Source organism: Streptococcus oralis subsp. dentisani (assembly GCF_002860905.1).
GTDB lineage: Bacteria > Bacillota > Bacilli > Lactobacillales > Streptococcaceae > Streptococcus > Streptococcus oralis_BA.
In genome coordinates this window covers 88,943-106,559 of record NZ_PKIG01000002.1, presented here as the reverse complement: position 1 = coordinate 106,559, position 17,617 = coordinate 88,943, and the positions used below count along the sequence as shown (strand labels likewise).

20 protein-coding genes and 1 pseudogene are annotated in these 17,617 nt (G+C 39.6%); 6 read left to right on the top strand and 15 right to left on the bottom strand.

All coding sequences use genetic code 11. The features are described from left to right. Positions 1-26 precede the first annotated feature (26 nt). From rplS to CYK16_RS03575, 5 genes are all read right to left on the bottom strand, one after another. The gene (rplS, locus tag CYK16_RS03595) at positions 27-374 is read right to left on the bottom strand and encodes a 50S ribosomal protein L19 (protein WP_001068669.1); all 348 of its coding nucleotides are present in this window, start codon (positions 372-374) and stop codon (positions 27-29) included. A gap of 118 nt (positions 375-492) precedes the next feature. After that, a complete protein-coding gene (gene crcB, locus CYK16_RS03590; protein WP_101776647.1) occupies positions 493-822 on the bottom strand; it encodes a fluoride efflux transporter CrcB in 330 nt (109 codons plus the stop codon). Next, complete coding sequence (crcB, locus tag CYK16_RS03585) at positions 816-1,190, bottom strand: fluoride efflux transporter CrcB (RefSeq protein ID WP_000712114.1); 375 nt, start codon at positions 1,188-1,190, stop codon at positions 816-818. Before crcB (CYK16_RS03585) ends, crcB (CYK16_RS03590) begins: the two co-directional genes overlap by 7 nt. Further along, complete coding sequence (locus tag CYK16_RS03580) at positions 1,187-1,453, bottom strand: chorismate mutase (protein ID WP_101776646.1); 267 nt, start codon at positions 1,451-1,453, stop codon at positions 1,187-1,189. The genes crcB (CYK16_RS03585) and CYK16_RS03580 overlap by 4 nt, the downstream gene beginning before the upstream one ends. 115 nt (positions 1,454-1,568) lie before the next feature. After that, positions 1,569-2,012 carry a flavodoxin gene (locus CYK16_RS03575; RefSeq protein WP_001162128.1) on the bottom strand — a complete coding sequence of 148 codons (444 nt, stop codon included), beginning with the start codon at positions 2,010-2,012 and terminating at the stop codon, positions 1,569-1,571. Between the two features lie 103 nt (positions 2,013-2,115). On the opposite strand from CYK16_RS03575, the gene CYK16_RS03570 reads away from it, so the two are divergent. The 4 genes from CYK16_RS03570 (at position 2,116) to CYK16_RS03555 (ending at position 4,214) form a co-directional block, all read left to right on the top strand. Beyond that, positions 2,116-3,051, top strand: coding sequence for a DHH family phosphoesterase (locus CYK16_RS03570; RefSeq protein ID WP_101776645.1), 936 nt, complete (start codon positions 2,116-2,118; stop codon positions 3,049-3,051). A gap of 95 nt (positions 3,052-3,146) precedes the next feature. Continuing rightward, positions 3,147-3,389 (top strand): type B 50S ribosomal protein L31, encoded by a 243-nt coding sequence (locus tag CYK16_RS03565; protein WP_000710764.1) that lies wholly within the window; start codon positions 3,147-3,149, stop codon positions 3,387-3,389. A 191-nt stretch (positions 3,390-3,580) separates the two neighbouring features. After that, the gene (relB, locus tag CYK16_RS03560; RefSeq protein ID WP_049521604.1) at positions 3,581-3,865 is read left to right on the top strand and encodes a type II toxin-antitoxin system RelB/ParD family antitoxin; all 285 of its coding nucleotides are present in this window, start codon (positions 3,581-3,583) and stop codon (positions 3,863-3,865) included. Beyond that, a complete protein-coding gene (locus CYK16_RS03555) occupies positions 3,855-4,214 on the top strand; it encodes a type II toxin-antitoxin system RelE/ParE family toxin (protein WP_101776644.1) in 360 nt (119 codons plus the stop codon). Before relB ends, CYK16_RS03555 begins: the two co-directional genes overlap by 11 nt. Positions 4,215-4,367: 153 nt before the next feature. Here the strand turns inward: CYK16_RS03555 and CYK16_RS03550 are convergent. Next, positions 4,368-4,812, bottom strand: a pseudogene (locus CYK16_RS03550) (imelysin family protein); the annotation flags it as partial. Between the two features lie 186 nt (positions 4,813-4,998). Between CYK16_RS03550 and CYK16_RS03545 the strand changes: the two are divergent. Next, the gene (locus CYK16_RS03545) at positions 4,999-5,298 is read left to right on the top strand and encodes a YbaB/EbfC family nucleoid-associated protein (protein WP_042900806.1); all 300 of its coding nucleotides are present in this window, start codon (positions 4,999-5,001) and stop codon (positions 5,296-5,298) included. 109 nt (positions 5,299-5,407) lie between these two features. On the opposite strand, the gene CYK16_RS03540 is transcribed toward CYK16_RS03545, so the two are convergent. The 7 genes from CYK16_RS03540 to CYK16_RS03510 form a co-directional block, all read right to left on the bottom strand. Beyond that, on the bottom strand, positions 5,408-6,181 hold the full coding sequence (locus tag CYK16_RS03540; RefSeq protein WP_060805720.1) for a potassium channel family protein: 774 nt from the start codon (positions 6,179-6,181) through the stop codon (positions 5,408-5,410). Between the two features lie 85 nt (positions 6,182-6,266). Continuing rightward, positions 6,267-7,076: an MBL fold metallo-hydrolase gene (locus tag CYK16_RS03535; RefSeq protein WP_000004961.1), complete on the bottom strand. Its 810-nt coding sequence runs from the start codon at positions 7,074-7,076 to the stop codon at positions 6,267-6,269. Position 7,077: 1 nt separating this feature from the next. Beyond that, positions 7,078-8,427: a cell wall metabolism sensor histidine kinase VicK gene (gene vicK / locus CYK16_RS03530; RefSeq protein ID WP_060805719.1), complete on the bottom strand. Its 1,350-nt coding sequence runs from the start codon at positions 8,425-8,427 to the stop codon at positions 7,078-7,080. Next, complete coding sequence (gene yycF / locus CYK16_RS03525) at positions 8,420-9,127, bottom strand: response regulator YycF (protein WP_000722071.1); 708 nt, start codon at positions 9,125-9,127, stop codon at positions 8,420-8,422. The genes vicK and yycF overlap by 8 nt, the downstream gene beginning before the upstream one ends. A 55-nt stretch (positions 9,128-9,182) precedes the next feature. Next, positions 9,183-10,358: an A/G-specific adenine glycosylase gene (gene mutY / locus CYK16_RS03520; RefSeq protein WP_060805718.1), complete on the bottom strand. Its 1,176-nt coding sequence runs from the start codon at positions 10,356-10,358 to the stop codon at positions 9,183-9,185. 546 nt (positions 10,359-10,904) lie between these two features. Continuing rightward, positions 10,905-11,180, bottom strand: a complete 276-nt coding sequence (locus CYK16_RS03515; protein WP_001284642.1) for an HU family DNA-binding protein — start codon at positions 11,178-11,180, stop codon at positions 10,905-10,907. A gap of 107 nt (positions 11,181-11,287) precedes the next feature. Continuing rightward, positions 11,288-12,127 (bottom strand): DegV family protein, encoded by an 840-nt coding sequence (locus tag CYK16_RS03510; RefSeq protein ID WP_101776642.1) that lies wholly within the window; start codon positions 12,125-12,127, stop codon positions 11,288-11,290. A gap of 141 nt (positions 12,128-12,268) precedes the next feature. Between CYK16_RS03510 and CYK16_RS03505 the strand changes: the two genes are divergently transcribed. After that, the gene (locus tag CYK16_RS03505) at positions 12,269-13,117 is read left to right on the top strand and encodes a YitT family protein (RefSeq protein ID WP_101776641.1); all 849 of its coding nucleotides are present in this window, start codon (positions 12,269-12,271) and stop codon (positions 13,115-13,117) included. 87 nt (positions 13,118-13,204) lie between these two features. Here CYK16_RS03505 and CYK16_RS03500 read toward each other — a convergent pair whose 3' ends face one another. Together CYK16_RS03500 and carB are read right to left on the bottom strand one after the other, a co-directional pair. Beyond that, the gene (locus CYK16_RS03500) at positions 13,205-14,122 is read right to left on the bottom strand and encodes a bifunctional riboflavin kinase/FAD synthetase (protein WP_060805716.1); all 918 of its coding nucleotides are present in this window, start codon (positions 14,120-14,122) and stop codon (positions 13,205-13,207) included. Positions 14,123-14,423: 301 nt separating this feature from the next. Continuing rightward, positions 14,424-17,600, bottom strand: a complete 3,177-nt coding sequence (carB, locus tag CYK16_RS03495; protein ID WP_101776640.1) for a carbamoyl-phosphate synthase large subunit — start codon at positions 17,598-17,600, stop codon at positions 14,424-14,426. Between the last annotated feature and the right edge of the window lie 17 nt (positions 17,601-17,617).

Genomic DNA, 17,617 nt, shown 5'->3' with positions numbered 1-17,617 from the left:
TAAATGAGCAGAGTTTTTTAGTCGAATTAACGACGGATTTCTTTGATACGAGCTGCCTTACCCTGAAGAGCACGTAAGTAGTACAATTTCGCACGACGTACTTTACCGTAACGAACAACTTCGATTTTTTCAACACGTGGAGTGTGGATTGGGAAGATACGCTCAACACCTACACCGTTAGAGATTTTACGAACTGTGTAGTTTTCTGAGATACCAGCACCTTTACGTGCAATAACAACACCTTCAAAAATCTGGATACGTTCACGGTTACCTTCGACAACTTTCGCGTGTACACGAACAGTGTCACCAGGACGGAATGATGGGATATCTGTACGAAGTTGACCTTCAGTCAAGCTTTGGATTAATGGATTCATTTTATTCTCCTATCTTTGTCAATCTTAAGGAACCTTCCTCAGCGGATAAACTGTATTTTTGTGCGTCCATTACACACAAGATACAGTTTACCAAATTTCCACAAAAAAGTAAAGAAATTTATAGCAGAATTCCTAAAAAAATCGCAACCAAACCACCTAGGTAGGTCAAAGTCAGGTAAACGTAAAAAACCTTCTTATCGCTTAACAGTCTTTGAAGTTCATCATTCAAGGTAGAAAAAGTTGTTAAACCTCCACAAAAACCCGTCACTAAAATAGCATAGACTTCCTTAGACTCTACATGATTGTAGAATAATCCAATCAAAAAACACCCTAAAAGATTGGCTATGAGAGTTCCAACTGGCAATTTAGAAGCTTGATTATATCGGGAAAAGAAATACCGTACTAGGGCTCCGCAGCCACAAGCAATTGCAAGATAAATGATTACCATTTTTTCCTCCCCAAATAGTAAGCCAAGAGCAGACCTCCTCCGATGCTCAAAAGCAAATACAGGACCAAACTAAGATAACGCCCTGTATCAAGCAGTTTCACAGCATCAAGCATGAGGCTGGAAAAAGTTGTTAAACCTCCGCAAAAACCTGTTCCCAGCGCTAAAACCAAGCCCTTACTAGTCCCCTTATAGACCAGATAGCCCTTGACAAGATAAACCAGGCAGAAAATTCCCAGATAGTTTACAAAGAGAGTGCCCCAAGGAAAGTCTGGACTGGCTGGTAACCAAGTAGAAACAAGGTAGCGCACAAGTCCGCCCACCATGGCAGCTAGAAAAATTCCTAGCGGATAAAATTGTTCTTTTTTCATTTGATGTTTTGATCCTGATAATCACGCGAACGTTTGAGTATGTCCGAAAAAGTCGAGACAATAGTTTCCTGATAGCGCTTGTCCTCTACACGACTTCTAACCTTTTCAAAAATAGCTTCTTCTCTCTTAGTATCTAAAATCGGTTTACCTGAAACTTTCTTATAGGCAACTACACCCTCAACCAAATGCATTCGTTCTTCTAAGAGCTTGACGATTTGGTCGTCGATTTGATCAATTTCTTGGCGAATAATATCTAAATCCATACAGTCTCCTCCTTTATTTGAATTATTGTATCAAAAAGCCACCAAATAGGCTAGTAAAATCCCAACTCACGATAAGAAAAATGCACTGATTGATTACATCAGCGCACTTTTGTGCTTATCCTACTTTAGCAGCCAATTCTTCTGCGAATTGTTCTAAGCGTTCAATATCTTCTTCCTCGGCAGAAAGGTCAACTTTGACACATTCTGAACCTTTTTCTGCTCCTGTTGACACAAAAACACGGTCAAAGTCATCAACAGCCTTACAGAACTCATCGTAGAAGGTATCTCCTGAGCCAACCACTCCGTAGATTTTGCCATTCAAGTTGAGGTCAGCTAGGTCTTCGTAGAAGTCCATCATCTCATCTGGCAATTCTCCATCACCATAAGTATAGGTCGCAACGATAGCGATGTCTGCTTCCAAGAAGTCTGAAGCGTCAACAGTTGTACATTCATCAACATCGACATCCAAGCCCAAGTCACGTAATTTGTCTGCTACAATATCTGCAATTTCTTCGGTATTACCGGTCATACTGGCAAATACAATTTTTGCTAATGCCATATCGTCCTCCTCAATTTATCTTTCTCCATTATATCACATCTTTTTCATTTTAAAAATAAAAATTCTTGTGCTACAATGAAATGAGAAAGAATTGAGGTTATTTATGGACATTTGCCATCAAATTTTAGAAAAAATCAAAGAATACGACACGATTATCATTCACCGTCATATGAAACCAGACCCTGATGCCTTGGGAAGTCAGGTGGGATTGAAAGCCTTGCTGGAACATCATTTCCCAGAAAAAAGTATCAAAGCCGTTGGTTTTGATGAACCAACTCTTACTTGGATGGCTGAAATGGATCATGTTGAAGATAGTGCCTACCAAGGTGCACTTGTCATCGTCTGTGATACGGCGAATACTGCTCGTATCGATGATAAGCGCTATCGTCAAGGTGATTTTCTCATTAAGATTGACCACCATCCAAATGATGATGTATACGGTGACCTGTCTTGGGTCGATACTAGTTCAAGCAGCGCTAGTGAGATGATTACCCTATTTGCCCAAACAAGCCAACTAGCCTTGTCAGATCGCGCTGCTGAGTTGCTCTTTGCAGGAATTGTCGGTGATACAGGTCGCTTCCTCTACCCTTCTACCACTGCACGAACCCTCCGACTTGCGGCTTATTTGAGAGAACATAACTTTGACTTTGCGGCTCTCACCCGCAAAATGGACACTATGAGCTACAAAATTGCAAAACTTCAAGGCTACATCTACGACCATCTGGAAGTGGATGAAAATGGAGCAGCTCGCGTTATCCTGAGTCAGGAAATCTTAAAACGATTCAATGTCACCGATGCTGAAACTGCAGCCATTGTAGGAGCTCCTGGACGTATTGACAGCGTCAGTCTCTGGGGAATTTTTGTAGAGCAGGCTGATGGCTACTACCGTGTCCGCTTACGTAGTAAAATCCATCCTATCAATGAAATTGCCAAGGAACATGATGGTGGAGGCCACCCTCTAGCAAGCGGTGCTAATTCCTATAGCCTAGAAGAAAACGAAATCATCTACCAAAAGTTAAAAAACTTGCTTAAAAACTGATAAAATACTTGCCAAACTTTTCAGAATCTGATAGACTAGTATGGTAACAATCTATGGCTCGCAAAGAGACCATGGCAGAAAGGAAATATTGCAAAATGAAAAAAGATATCCATCCAGAATATCGCCCAGTTGTCTTCATGGACACAACTACTGGTTACCAATTCCTTAGCGGTTCAACAAAACGCTCTAACGAAACAGTTGAGTTCGAAGGCGAAACTTACCCATTGATCCGTGTGGAAATTTCATCAGACTCACACCCATTCTACACTGGACGTCAAAAGTTCACTCAAGCAGATGGACGCGTGGATCGTTTCAACAAAAAATACGGTCTCAAATAATGATAAAAAAGAACAGTTTCAACTGTTCTTTTTTGTTTCTTCAAATCAACTGCTGTTTTCATGTTCCAGACTCAAAAAAACTTTGCACTCTAGCTAGCCACACGATGGTTTCTAGAGTACAAAGTTTTTTCTTGCCTAAAAAATAGAAAAGATATATACTAGCTATATATAGTATAGATTGGAGATATACCATGACTACATCACTTACTAAGCAATACAATTTTAAAATCAATGAATCATCAATGGAACAAGCTAGAGCTATCATCAAGGAAAAAGGAATGACTATGACGGATGCTATTAGTCTTTTTATCGAGCAGATTGTACTCGAACAGGATTTGCCAATAAAAACTGCAGAAGATTTACACCGTGAGCGATTGATTCAGGAACTACAAGTCCAATCTGAACGAGCCTTAAGAGAATATGAATCCGGACAAGGAACTTCCTTAGATGATATGAGGCTACGATATGGCTTATAAAGTGATTCTATCTACTGAAGTGAGTCAGGCAATTGACAGTATTCATGATTACATTACTACTGTTCTTTTATCACCCCAGTCGGCTAAAAATACTGTGGCCAAAATTTTAGACGGCTTAAAAAGTTTAGAAACCTTTCCTGAAGCTGGCTTTGATGCAGATGAAAAAATCGGACTTAAAATCAACAGTAAGTACCCAACAAGAGGAAAAATTATCGGGCAATATATCTTGCTTTACTTTATCGATCAAACTCACAGAACTGTTTTTCTTTCCCACTTATTCCACACAAAAAGCAACTATGTTACCTTGCTACAAAGCAAAAATAATAAAAACTCAAAATCATCATTTTGATGTCAACTGCTCCCTTAATAGCCTTGTGATTATAAAGAATACAGTCTTCATTTTAACTAGAAAACAAAAAAACTTTGCACTCTAGCTAGCCACACGATGGTTTCTAGAGTACAAAGTTTTTTTATTAGTGCAGATTTACTCTTCCTTATCTAGATTTTCAGTTCCTTTTGTTGTATTGTCTTCCCAAAGGATACGCTCGATACGATGGAAACCTGACCAACCTTTCTCGGTCTTGTTTTCGTCCATATAGTCTGCCAAACGGAAGTCAATCTTGACATCTGACTCACCAAAACTCTCAGCAATCGGTTCTGAACGCTCATAAGACATACGAATCAGTGGATAGACCATCTTAGCCTCTTCTAATTTGCCTTCTTTCAACAGTTTGACAAAGCCTTCCGTATCTGTCAAGAGTTTATCGATTTGCTCTTGCACAAAAGTCTTATAGTCAGCAGTGGCCTTATCAAGCATTTTTTGCTTGTCTTCAGACAAGGCTGTAACCTTAGATGAATCGGTTGTATCTGCTGATTTTTCAAACCTAACAGCACAAGCTTGTCAATAGCAAGGCTGAAGATAAAAGGACAAAACCTAGTTTTTTCATTGTTTACTCCTATCGGTTCAGGAAACCTGAATTAATTTTACGTCTCATTATACCACGTTTCCACTCATTTTTTAATAGATTTTCAGAAAATTTAATGTTGGGGGATTTATACTAACAATAGACTTTTAACCTCAAAATTGATAAAATAAGAAAGAAAATAATTGTAAAAGGAAACTGTAAATCAACATGATGAACATGCAAAACATGATGCGCCAAGCACAAAAACTTCAAAAACAAATGGAACAAAGCCAAGCTGAACTTGCTGCTATGCAATTTGTTGGCAAATCTGCTCAAGATCTTGTTCAAGCGACCTTAACTGGAGATAAGAAAGTTATCAGCATTGACTTCAATCCAGCTGTCGTTGACCCAGAAGACCTCGAAACCCTTTCTGATATGACTGTTCAAGCCATCAACTCAGCTCTTGAACAAATCGATGAAACGACTAAGAAAAAATTAGGTGCTTTCGCAGGGAAATTGCCATTCTAATAAAAATCACAAAAACGCATAATGTAAGGTGCCAGACCTTGATATTATGCGTTTTATTGTGTCAAGACTTACTTGATTTCTCCTCGAATCAAGTTTTGTCTCACCTTTATTATATTTTTTCAACTAAGTCTTTTATCATTCGATGTAGTTCTTCTATCTTTTCAGATTGTTTCTTTATTAATATTCTTTGGCTCGATAATTCGTCATGGAGTTTATCAAGTTTTATCTGTTCATCTGGATTCTCCTTTACAAAAAAGTTCGTTAAGGTACTTGTTAACATTCCTATTGTACTAATCCCTACCAACATTAATAAAACAGCTATCCATTTCCCAAAAAGGGAAACTGGAACAATATCACCATAACCAACAGTGGTTACTGTCACAAGAGCCCACCAAAGACTATCTGAGAATGATTTTTCTTCAACTACAGATAAAATTGAACTTCCTACTAGCACGATAAAGATATTAACATACAATATATAAAGCAGGCCATTTGTCCGTAAGAATCTACTAATTTTTCTTTCTAATTTACCTGTAAGTCCAACTATTCTAAGTAAACGAGTCAGTTTCAGTAATTTTGTCAGTCTTGCTAGGCGAAAGATACGTCCTAATCGAAACACTGTAAAAATAGCATTTAAAGGCAGGATAGCTAGCAGATCAAAGATATTTTCAATTATGAATCGCCATTTCTCTTTACTTAAAAAGAACCGCCATCCATAATCTACCACAAAAACACCCCAAAGTAGTAAATCAATAATGTTGTACGGAGGATTGTCCAAATCGACCATCTCAGCAAATCCAAGCAATGCCAGAATAACAGAGATTAACGCAAGTATGATAATAGTTGTGTCATAGTAATCCTCAAATAACCATTTTCTTTTCACACTACTTCTCCTATATCATTTGTAAACATTATACCACACCAAATCCCTACTAGATATATAAAAAGAAGGCACATTCTCCTTCTTTTTATATATCTGTCAATGGTGTTGCGGTATCTGGTGAGGTATCATAAACCTTAAAGTCTACTCCGACTCCCAGATCAGCTTGTGCTAGCTGATTGACCATGGTCATGTGAGCTAGCTCCTTGATATTGTTTTCCTTAGACAAGTGACCAAGATAGATTTTCTTAGTGCGATTTCCTAGCGTCCGAATCATGGCTTCGGCACCATCTTCATTAGAAAGGTGACCCAGATCCGATAGGATTCGTTGTTTGAGTCGCCAAGCATAAGATCCTGCTCGCAAAATCTCTACATCATGGTTGGACTCGATAAGATATCCATCCGCATTTTCAACAATCCCTGCCATACGGTCACTGACATAACCTGTATCTGTCAAAAGGACAAAACTTTTATCATCTTTCATAAAGCGATAGAACTGCGGTGCAACTGCATCATGGCTTACACCAAAACTCTCGATGTCAATATCTCCAAAGGTTTTGGTTTTGCCCATTTCAAAGATGTGCTTTTGCGAAGAATCTACCTTGCCAAGATACTTGCTATTTTCCATAGCCTGCCAGGTCTTTTCATTGGCATAAAGATCCATACCATACTTGCGAGCCAAAACACCCACTCCATGGATATGGTCAGAATGCTCATGCGTAATCAAGATGGCATCCAAGTCTTCTGGCTTGCGATTAATTTCAGCAAGTAGACTAGTGATTTTTTTGCCCGATAAGCCTGCATCCACTAAAAGTTTCTTTTTTGGAGTTTCCAGATAAAAGGAATTCCCACTGGAACCCGACGCTAAAATACTGTATTTAAAGCCTGTTTCACTCATTCTAGTCTTCTACTTCGTCCTCCCATACTTCTTCTTTCACTGCATCCTTATCATAAGGGAGCACAATTGTGAAAGTTGATCCCTTACCGTATTCACTCTTGGCCCAAATAAATCCTTTATGTTGTTTGATAATTTCTTTGGCAATAGACAGTCCCAGACCTGTCCCACCTTGGGCACGACTTCTAGCACGATCCACACGATAAAAACGGTCGAAAATACGTGGTAAATCCTGCTTAGGAATACCCAAACCTTGGTCTGAGATGGATAAAATCATCTGATCATCAGTCGTCTTCATGGTCACTGTGATTTTTCCACCATCTGGAGAATACTTAATAGCATTGTTAAGAATATTGTCAATCACCTGTGTCATCTTGTCTGTATCGATCTCTATCCAGACTGAAGTAATCGGATAATCCCTTACCAAATCATATTTCTTCTCTTCATCTGGTCCCCTCATCTTATCAAAACGGTTAAGAATAAAGGTAATAAAAGCAGTGAAATTAATCATCTCTACATCCAAATGACTGGTTGCATTATCAATACGTGAAAGATGGAGAAGGTCTGTCACCATCCGCATCATACGGTTGGTTTCATCTAGAGATACCTTGATAAAGTCTGGTGCGATAGGTTCTGTCAGAGCCCCTTCATCCAAGGCTTCAAGATAGGATTTTACGCTAGTCAGAGGCGTCCGTAGCTCATGACTAACGTTTGAAACAAAAAGTCTCCGTTCGCGCTCTTCCTTCTCCTGCTCTGTCGTATCGTGCAAAACAGCAACCAAACCTGAGATAAAGCCAGACTCACGACGCACCAAAGCAAAGCGTACACGAAGGCTCAGATACTCACCATTGGCATCCTGAGAATCAATCATTAGCTCAGGAACTTGGGTAATCAAATCACGAAGTTCATACTCATCTTCAATCTTAAGCAATTCTAGAATACTTTTATTGAGAACTTCTTCTTTCTGAACGCCTAGCTGTTTCTTAGCCATGTCATTAATCATGGTAATCTTGCCACGACGATTGGTCGCAAGAACTCCGTCTGTCATGTAAGAGAGGATACTGTGCAATCGTTTACTCTCTTGTTCCAGATTTTCTTGGGTCAAACGGATTACTTCTGATAAATCATTGAGATTATTGGTAATATTAGTGATTTCAGAGCTTCCCTGCATATCCAATACCTGAGAATAATCTCCTGCAATCAGGTCTTTTACCTTTTGATTGATTTTCTTCAACCGAATATTATCCCGACGATTTTCTAGCAAAAGTAAGGTCACGACTAAAATAAAGCCAAGTAGAATGAGGATAAAGATAAAATCACTGGTTAAAACTGTATCTTTAATTAGTTTAATCATTATTTCTCATATAATAACCAACACCGCGACGTGTTAGAATATACTCTGGACGACTGGGTGTGTCTTCAATCTTCTCACGCAAACGTCTGATGGTTACGTCAACTGTTCGAACATCTCCGAAATAATCATACCCCCAGACCGTTTCAAGCAAGTGTTCACGCGTAATTACTTGACCGATATGAGAAGCCAAGTGATACAAGAGTTCAAATTCGCGGTGGGTTAAGTCTAGTTCTTCACCGTATTTCTTAGCAACATAGGCATCTGGAACAATCTCCAAGTCCCCAATTTGCAAGGGTTGAGTTTTATTTTCATCTGATTCTTGATTATCTACAGAAGCCAAGTCCGTGCGACGAAGAAGAGCTTTAACACGCGCCTGCAACTCACGATTTGAGAAGGGTTTTGTCACATAGTCATCCGCTCCAAGCTCCAAACCGATAACCTTATCAAATTCGCTATCCTTAGCTGACAGCATGATAATAGGTACACTACTCGTCTTCCGAATAGTCTTCGCAACTTCTAAACCATCAATTTCTGGAAGCATCAAATCCAAAATAATAATATCTGGTTGCTCTGCTTCAAATTGCTCTAGCGCTTCACGACCATTAAAAGCAGTTACAACCTCGTAACCTTCCTTGGTCATATTAAACTTGATAATATCTGAGATTGGTTTTTCATCATCTACAATTAATATTTTTTTCATATGTTCACCTTTTTCTCTACTATTATACCAAAAAAATAGCAAGAAGACACAATAGCTAGTCTTTGCTACTGTCTAAGTTGGCTTGTGCATAAGCCTGCCAGATTTTTTGTTGGGGTTTGGCAAGTGGAACATCCTTGAACTCTTCTGGTGAAAGCCAGCGAACTTCCCTATCTGAAAAATCATGGAAGTCACTCACTTGACCTGCTACAATTTGAACATGCCATTTACGATGACTAAAGACATGCTGGACTGTATCAAAACAAACATCAAGCCAATCAACATCTAGGTCATAGTCCTGCTGGAAACTCTCTTCTGGACTGGGGCCAAAATTCACACTTTCTTCTGCAACCTGATGGAAGAGGTCAAACTGCTCCTCTTCCGAAAAGTCATCTACTTCTATCAGTGGGAAATGCCAAAAACCTGCCAATAGCTTTTCACTTTCATTTTTTTCAAGTAAAAATTGTCCCTGAGTATTTTTGACCACCAAGGCTTTAAGATAAATTGGGACAGGCTTTTTCTTGGGAGCCTTAATTGGATAACGGTCCATTGTACCATTCTGATATGCCGCACTAAAGTCCTTAACTGGGCTTTCTTCTGGTCTGGGATTTACAGGCGCCTCAATATCAGACCCTAAATCCATCAAAGCTTGATTAAAGTCACCTGGACGATCTGGGTCAATCAAGATTTCCATCATTGTTTGAAAAATTTTGCGATTACTTGGAATACCAATATCGTGGTTGACTTCGAACAGACGTGCCAGCACCCGCATAACATTGCCATCTACAGCTGGCTCAGGCAAGTTAAAAGCAATACTGGAAATCGCTCCTGCGGTGTAAGGGCCAATTCCTTTCAAACTGGAAATTCCTTCATAGGTATTTGGAAATTGGCCACCAAAGTCAGTCATAATCTGCTGGGCTGCAGCCTGCATATTGCGTACTCGAGAATAATATCCCAGTCCCTCCCAAGCCTTCAACAAACGCTCTTCAGGAGCCGTTGCCAAACTTTCCACTGTTGGAAACCAGTCCAAGAATCGTTCATAATAGGGAATAACCGTATCCACTCTGGTCTGCTGGAGCATAATTTCAGACACCCAGATATGATAAGGATTTTTACTTCTACGCCAGGGTAAATCTCGTTTATTTTCATCATACCAAGCGAGAAGTTTCTCACGGAAAGAACTAATCTTCTCCTCCGGCCACATGACAATACCGTATTCTTTCAAATCTAACATATCTCTAGTATAACACAGAAGGTTTCACCTGTCTTTGTATCTGATTTATAATATTCTCAATAGACAGTATATGACTTTTCTTTCTACTTAAATATTTTTAATATGACTTCAGCTGAAAATCAATAAAGTATCGGAGAAGGTTATTATCCACTTTCAAGGTTTGATTTTGAGACAAATAATACTCAATGAAAATCAAAGAGAAAACTAGGAAGCTAGCCACAGGTTGCTCAAAGCACTGCTTTGAGGTTGTAGATAAGACTGACGAAGTCAGTCACATATATAATCCAAGGTGAAACTGACGTGGTTTGAAGAGATTTTAAAAGAGTATAAGCTAGAAATACAGTATTATTTAAAATAGTCGATCATCCTACGGATAAACAATAAAGACTCATCTCTCTTATAAAACAATGAAACGCAGATTGATATCATCCTAAAACAAGTAACAAAGGGAAAAATAGTGTTTTGCCCCAAAAATGCCCCAAAACAAACAAAAAAGCCTGTCACACAAGCTCAAATGCTTGATATGACAGGCTTTTTAAAGACTAATTATTTAACAGCGTCTTTAAGAGCTTTACCAGCTTTGAATGCTGGAACTTTAGAAGCTGCAATTGTGATTTCTTTACCAGTTTGTGGGTTGCGACCTTTACGTGCAGCACGCTCACGAACTTCAAAGTTACCAAAACCGATCAATTGAACTTTTTCACCAGCTGCAAGGTAGTCAGCTACTGCTGAAAATACAGCTTCAACTGCTGCTGCTGAGTCTTTCTTAGTCAATTCTGTAGCTTCTGCTACTTTAGCGATCAAATCTTGTTTGTTTGCCATGTTAATGATTCCTCCAAATTAATTTCTAATTAACAAATATAATCATATCCTAAAATCCCTTATAGGTCAAGTTAAAAACGCTGTTTATTCGCATTTTCTTTATTTTTTTAGGAATGGTAACGTACCAAAATAGCCCACGCATTCTCACCTGTATGAGTCTGAATAATAGAACCGGTTTCTAAAACAGAAATTGGTTTTTCAACATAGGCTTGTAAACTTTCTTTCATCTCTTTTGCCCAGTCAGCATTACCAGAATATGAAATTCCAATCTCTGCTACAGAACGTTCAGAGAGAGATGTTGTCAACTCATCTAACCATTTTTTAAAGGTTTTAGCTCCACGACCTTTAACAATTGGCTGCAATTCATGGTCTTTCATTTGCATGACAACACGGATATTGAGAAGTGAGCTCAACAATCCAGTTACACGGCCAATTCGTCCACCTTTTACTAGATTTTCTAGAGTAGAAACACCAATATAGAGCTCCGTATGTTTTTTTACCTCTTCAACGTGAGATAAAATTTCCGCCATATCTTTGCCTTCTTGTGCTAATTTCGCAGCCTCAACAACTTGGAATTTCAAGGCTTGGTCAGTAAAGGAACTATCGATAACTGTCACGTCGGCAGTAGATAGGCTGGCACCTTGGCGTGCTGCTTCTACAGTCCCCGAAAGAGCATGGGACATATGAATAGCAAGAATCTGGCTACCATCTTTGCATAGGTCCTCAAAAACTTCAGCGAAGACACCTACAGGTGGTTGACTTGTTTTAGGAAGATTCTTACTTTCTTGCATCAACTGAAGAAATTTACCTTCTTCTTTCAAATCCGCATCAGAATAAACAACATTATCAATCATTACAGATAGTGGAACTACCGTAATATCTAATTGCTTTACTAGTTCTGGTTCAATAGTAACAGATGAATCGGTTACAATCTTAATTTTTGTCATAGTATCAATCTTTCTATTTTAGGATTCAGATTGGTTTTCTTACTTCTAATTATATCAAAAAAAGATTAAAAATCCTAATGGAGTCAATCAAATTTTCCGTAAAAATTTGATATAATCAACTTATAAGAAAAGAGGTGTCCTATGATTAAAAAAATTTACCCCATTTTTACCATTTTACTAGGTGCTGCCATTTATGCTTTTGGGCTGACTTATTTTGTAGTTCCTCATCATCTCTTTGAAGGAGGGGCGACAGGTATTACCCTTATCACCTTTTATCTTTTTAAAATCCCTGTTTCGCTCATGAACTTGCTGATTAACATTCCCCTTTTCATCCTAGCTTGGAAAATATTTGGAGCAAAATCTCTCTATTCTAGTTTGCTTGGAACCTTAGCTTTGTCAGCTTGGTTGGCTTTTTTTGAGAGTATTCCCCTTCATATTGACCTTCAAGGTGATTTACTAATCACAGCCCTTATAGCGGGAATTCTACTGGGAATCGGTCTTGGAATTATCTTTAATGCTGGAGGTACAACTGGCGGAACTGATATTCTAGCTCGTATTCTCAATAAATACACTCATATATCTATGGGGAAACTGCTCTTTATCTTAGATTTTTGTATTCTCATGCTCATTCTCCTAATCTTCAAGGATTTGAGATTGGTTTCTTACACGCTCTTATTTGATTTTATCGTTTCTCGTGTCATTGATTTGATTGGAGAAGGTGGCTATGCTGGTAAAGGCTTTATGATTATCACAAAACGTCCTGACCAACTTGCTAAAGCGATTAATGATGACCTAGGAAGAGGCGTTACTTTTATTTCTGGTCAAGGCTACTATAGTAAAGAAAATTTGAAAATCATTTACTGTATTGTCGGTAGAAATGAGATTGTGAAAATGAAGGAAATGATTCATCGAATTGACCCTCAAGCCTTTATCACGATCACAGAAGCCCATGAAATCCTTGGAGAAGGCTTCACCTTTGAAAAAGAATAAAAAGAGGTAGTGTAGTGACCTCAAAAGTTAGACTAAATCATCTATCTTTTGGGTTACAAACAACCTCTTTTTTAATTACTCAAACTCTCAAGACCAATTCCGAGCTACTTCTTCATCAGCCCTTAACTGATCCACTAATTGGTCAACTGAGTCAAATTTGGTCATATCTCGAATGCGATCAAGCCAATAAACCATGACGGTTTCCCCATAAATATTTTGATTAAAATCAAAAATATTGACTTCAAAACGTGCTTCTTCTCCAGCAAAGGTCACATTTTTCCCAACACTAGCCATAGCACGATACTTCTGTCTTTGAATCTCAACATCAACGACATAAACGCCATCTGCTGGCATATAAGTACGATCTAAAAGCACCAAATTAGCTGTTGGATAACCAATCGTACGACCACGAGCATTGCCATGAACCACCATCCCTCTTGATGGAAGCGGTGCCCCCAAAAGTTCTCCTGCTTCTTTCACATTTCCATCTAAAATAGCTTGACGGATACGAGTTGAACTAATCTTTCCTTTCTCATCTTCTACAGGTGGAACGATAATGACTTCTCCATCAAAGTAATCCTTTAAGTCTTCTGCCGTTTTTTGGTCAGAACCAAATGTATAATCAAAACCTGCAACAATAATTTTGGCATTCATAGCCTTGATATAAGTTGCAAAAAATTCTTCTGCCGTGAGACTAGCGAATTGACTACTAAAATCAAGGAGATATAATTCTTCTACGCCTTCACGTTTTAATTTTCTTTCACGTTCAGCAGGGTTCAAAATATGCAAAAACAGATCCGGATGATAGGGCTCTAAAGCAATCTTTGGAGATTCATTAAAGGTCATAACAACGATAGGCAATAAGTCCTTTCTCGCAGCCTTATTGGCAACATGAAATAATTCTTGATGCCCCTTGTGTATACCATCAAAATAGCCAAGAACAACGACTGAATCAGATGGTGTACCAATATCTTTTTGGTTTTTTATAGGAATAGTAATAATCATAAAATAATTATATCATAGCGATAGCTATTTCTGGAACAGAAAATCTGAAATGTAGTTTTTTTCACCTGAAATAGCCATTTTTTCAAAAGGGAGTAGCATGCAAACATATATTGATCTGATATACTAGAATTACAAAAAAGGTGAACGATTAATATCATAAGCCATTCCCAATTTATTCTTATCGTATCACAATTCATCATCATCCTTGAGTGAAGAACTGATAGTTGAATAGCCTGCACTAATATCGCAAAAGCCAGCGTTTTCTGACGCTGGCTTTTAAACTGTGAAAAACTTTTCTAAACTAGATTGCTTCTGTAACAAAACTACGGCTTTCCAATACTTTAAGCATGGCATTAGCTGTATCTAGGGCTGTGAAGAGGGGTACTCCGTGTTCAATGGCTGAACGGCGGATTTGCTCTCCGTCTTCGTCTGCTGTACGTTTGGTACCAACTGTATTTATGATTGCTTGGATTCTACCTTTGCGGACAAAGCTTGGGATATCCTTGTCATCATCACCAATCTTACCAACAGGTTGGGCTTGCAATCCATGACTAGCAAAGAAGGCTACTGTCCCTTCTGTCGCGAGGATTCCATATCCAATATTTTGGAAACGACGAGCCAAGTCCAAGGCTTCTTCTTTGGCATCATCAGCGATGGTGAAAACTACATTTCCAAAAGTTGGCAAGTGGAGGTAAGAAGCTTCAAAGGCTTTATAGAGAGCTTTTTCCAAAGTCGTATCAGAACCCATAACTTCCCCTGTTGACTTCATTTCAGGACCAAGTAAGCTGTCTACCTTAGCTAGTTTGGTAAAGGAGAAGACAGGTGCCTTGATATGAACGCGGGTGCTTTCAGGATAAAGTCCATCTTGGTAGCCAAGTTCTGATAAACTTTGCCCAAGAATGAGCTTAGTCGCTACTTGAGCCATAGGGATATTGGTCACCTTAGAAAGAAATGGAACCGTACGGCTGGCACGTGGATTGACCTCAATAACGTAGACTTTTTCATCCTTGATAACAAACTGGATGTTCATCATTCCAAGGCAGTTAAGACCGATTGCCAGGCGTTTAGTATAGTCTGCGATTGTTTCTTGCACCTTTTGCGACAAGGTTTGTGGTGGGTAAACTGCCATTGAGTCACCTGAGTGGACACCAGCACGTTCGATGTGCTCCATGATACCAGGGATAAGGACATTTTCTCCGTCTGAAATGGCATCAACTTCACACTCTTGTCCAACGATGTAAGAATCGACAAGAACTGGGTGGTCTGGACTAGCCTTAACAGCTGTGCGCATGTAAGAACGAAGATCTTCTTCATTTTCTACGATTTCCATAGCACGTCCACCTAAAACATAAGATGGCCGGACAAGAACTGGGAAGCCAATCTTGCGAGCTGCAAGCACTGCTTCTTCTTCATTGGTAGCCGTTTGTCCTGGTGGCTGTGGAATATCCAGGTCTTTTAGAGCTTGCTCGAAGAGGTCACGGTCTTCGGCACGGTCTAGGTCAGTAACCTGTGTACCAAGGATGGTCACACCTGCTTTTGCCAATGGCTCCGCAAGGTTGATAGCTGTTTGACCACCAAACTGAACGATAACCCCTTTTGGTTGCTCCAAATCGATGACATTCATAACATCTTCGAATGTCAATGGCTCAAAGTAAAGCTTATCGGATACAGAGAAGTCTGTAGAAACGGTCTCTGGGTTTGAGTTCATGATGATGGCTTCATAGCCAGCCGCCTGAATAGCTTTAACAGAGTGAACTGTCGCATAGTCAAACTCGACCCCTTGACCGATACGGATTGGACCAGAACCTAGGACAAGTACAGATTCTTTATCAGACTTGATAGATTCATTTTCCCAACCATAGGTTGAATAGAAGTATGGTGTTTCTGAGTCAAACTCTGCTGCACAAGTATCGACCATCTTATAAACTGGAACAATCTTGTTTTCCAAACGAAGTTGGCGAACGTGATCAGCGGTCGTTTCCCATAGTTCAGCAATCTTACGGTCTGAGAAACCATTGAGTTTGGCTGTTTTCAAGACTTCTAGATCTTGTGGATGAGCGCCCAATTCTTGCTCAATTTCAAAGATATGCAAGAGTTTATCCAGATAGAAGATATCAATCTTAGTCAATTCAGCAATCTCTTCAGGTGTATAACCACGACGAATAGCTTCTGATACATAGAAGAGACGATCGTCTTGGGCTTTCACAACCTTTTCAATCAAGGCATCATCAGAAACTGATGCAAGTTCAGGTATTTCATTGTGATGAACCCCAATTTCAAGGGAACGACAAGCCTTAAGGAGAGATTCCTCGATGTTACGACCGATTGCCATGACTTCTCCAGTCGCCTTCATCTGGGTACCAAGACGGCGCTCACCTTTTTCAAACTTGTCAAATGGGAAACGAGGAATCTTAGCAACCACGTAGTCAAGGGCAGGCTCAAACATGGCATAGGTTGAACCTGTAACTGGGTTGATAACCTCATCCAAGGTCAAGCCAACTGCAATCTTAGCAGCCAACTTAGCAATCGGATATCCTGTCGCCTTAGAAGCAAGGGCTGACGAACGCGATACACGGGGGTTTACTTCGATAACATAATACTTAAAGCTATGTGGGTCAAGGGCCAGCTGAACGTTACATCCACCTTCAATCTTAAGGGCACGAATGATGCTCAAGCTTGCGTCACGAAGCATTTGGTTTTCATAGTCTGACATGGTTTGCGCAGGGGCAAATACGATGGAATCCCCTGTGTGAATCCCAACTGGGTCAAAGTTTTCCATGTTACATACAACTAAGGCATTGTCAGCTGAGTCACGCATAACTTCGTATTCGATTTCCTTAAAGCCTGCGATTGAACGCTCAATCAAACATTGGGTGACAGGTGATAATTTCAAACCATTTTCAGAGATTTCACGCAATTCTTCCTTGTTGGCACACATACCACCACCAGTACCACCAAGGGTAAAGGCTGGACGAACGATAACTGGGTAACCAATTGTCGCTGCAAAGGCAACTGCTTCTTCGACAGTGTTAACAATTTCAGATTCTGGAATTGGTTGGTTGAGCTCTTCCATCAATTGTTTAAAGAGGTCACGGTCCTCCGCTTGGTCAATGGCAGATAATTTAGTTCCCAGAAGCTCAACACCAAGCTCATCAAGAATACCATTTTTAGACAATTCCATGGCCATATTAAGACCAGTTTGCCCACCAAGGGTTGGTAGCAAGGCATCTGGACGCTCCTTACGGAGAATACGTGTCACAAACTCAAGTGTAATCGGTTCAATATAAACCTTGTCCGCAATCTCCTTGTCCGTCATGATGGTGGCAGGGTTTGAGTTAACCAAGACAACCTCATAACCTTCCTCTTTCAACGACAAGCAAGCCTGGGTCCCAGCGTAGTCAAACTCAGCAGCCTGACCAATAATAATCGGACCAGAACCAATCACCATAATTTTTTGAATATCAGTACGTTTAGGCATAGTTTATGATACAAAGC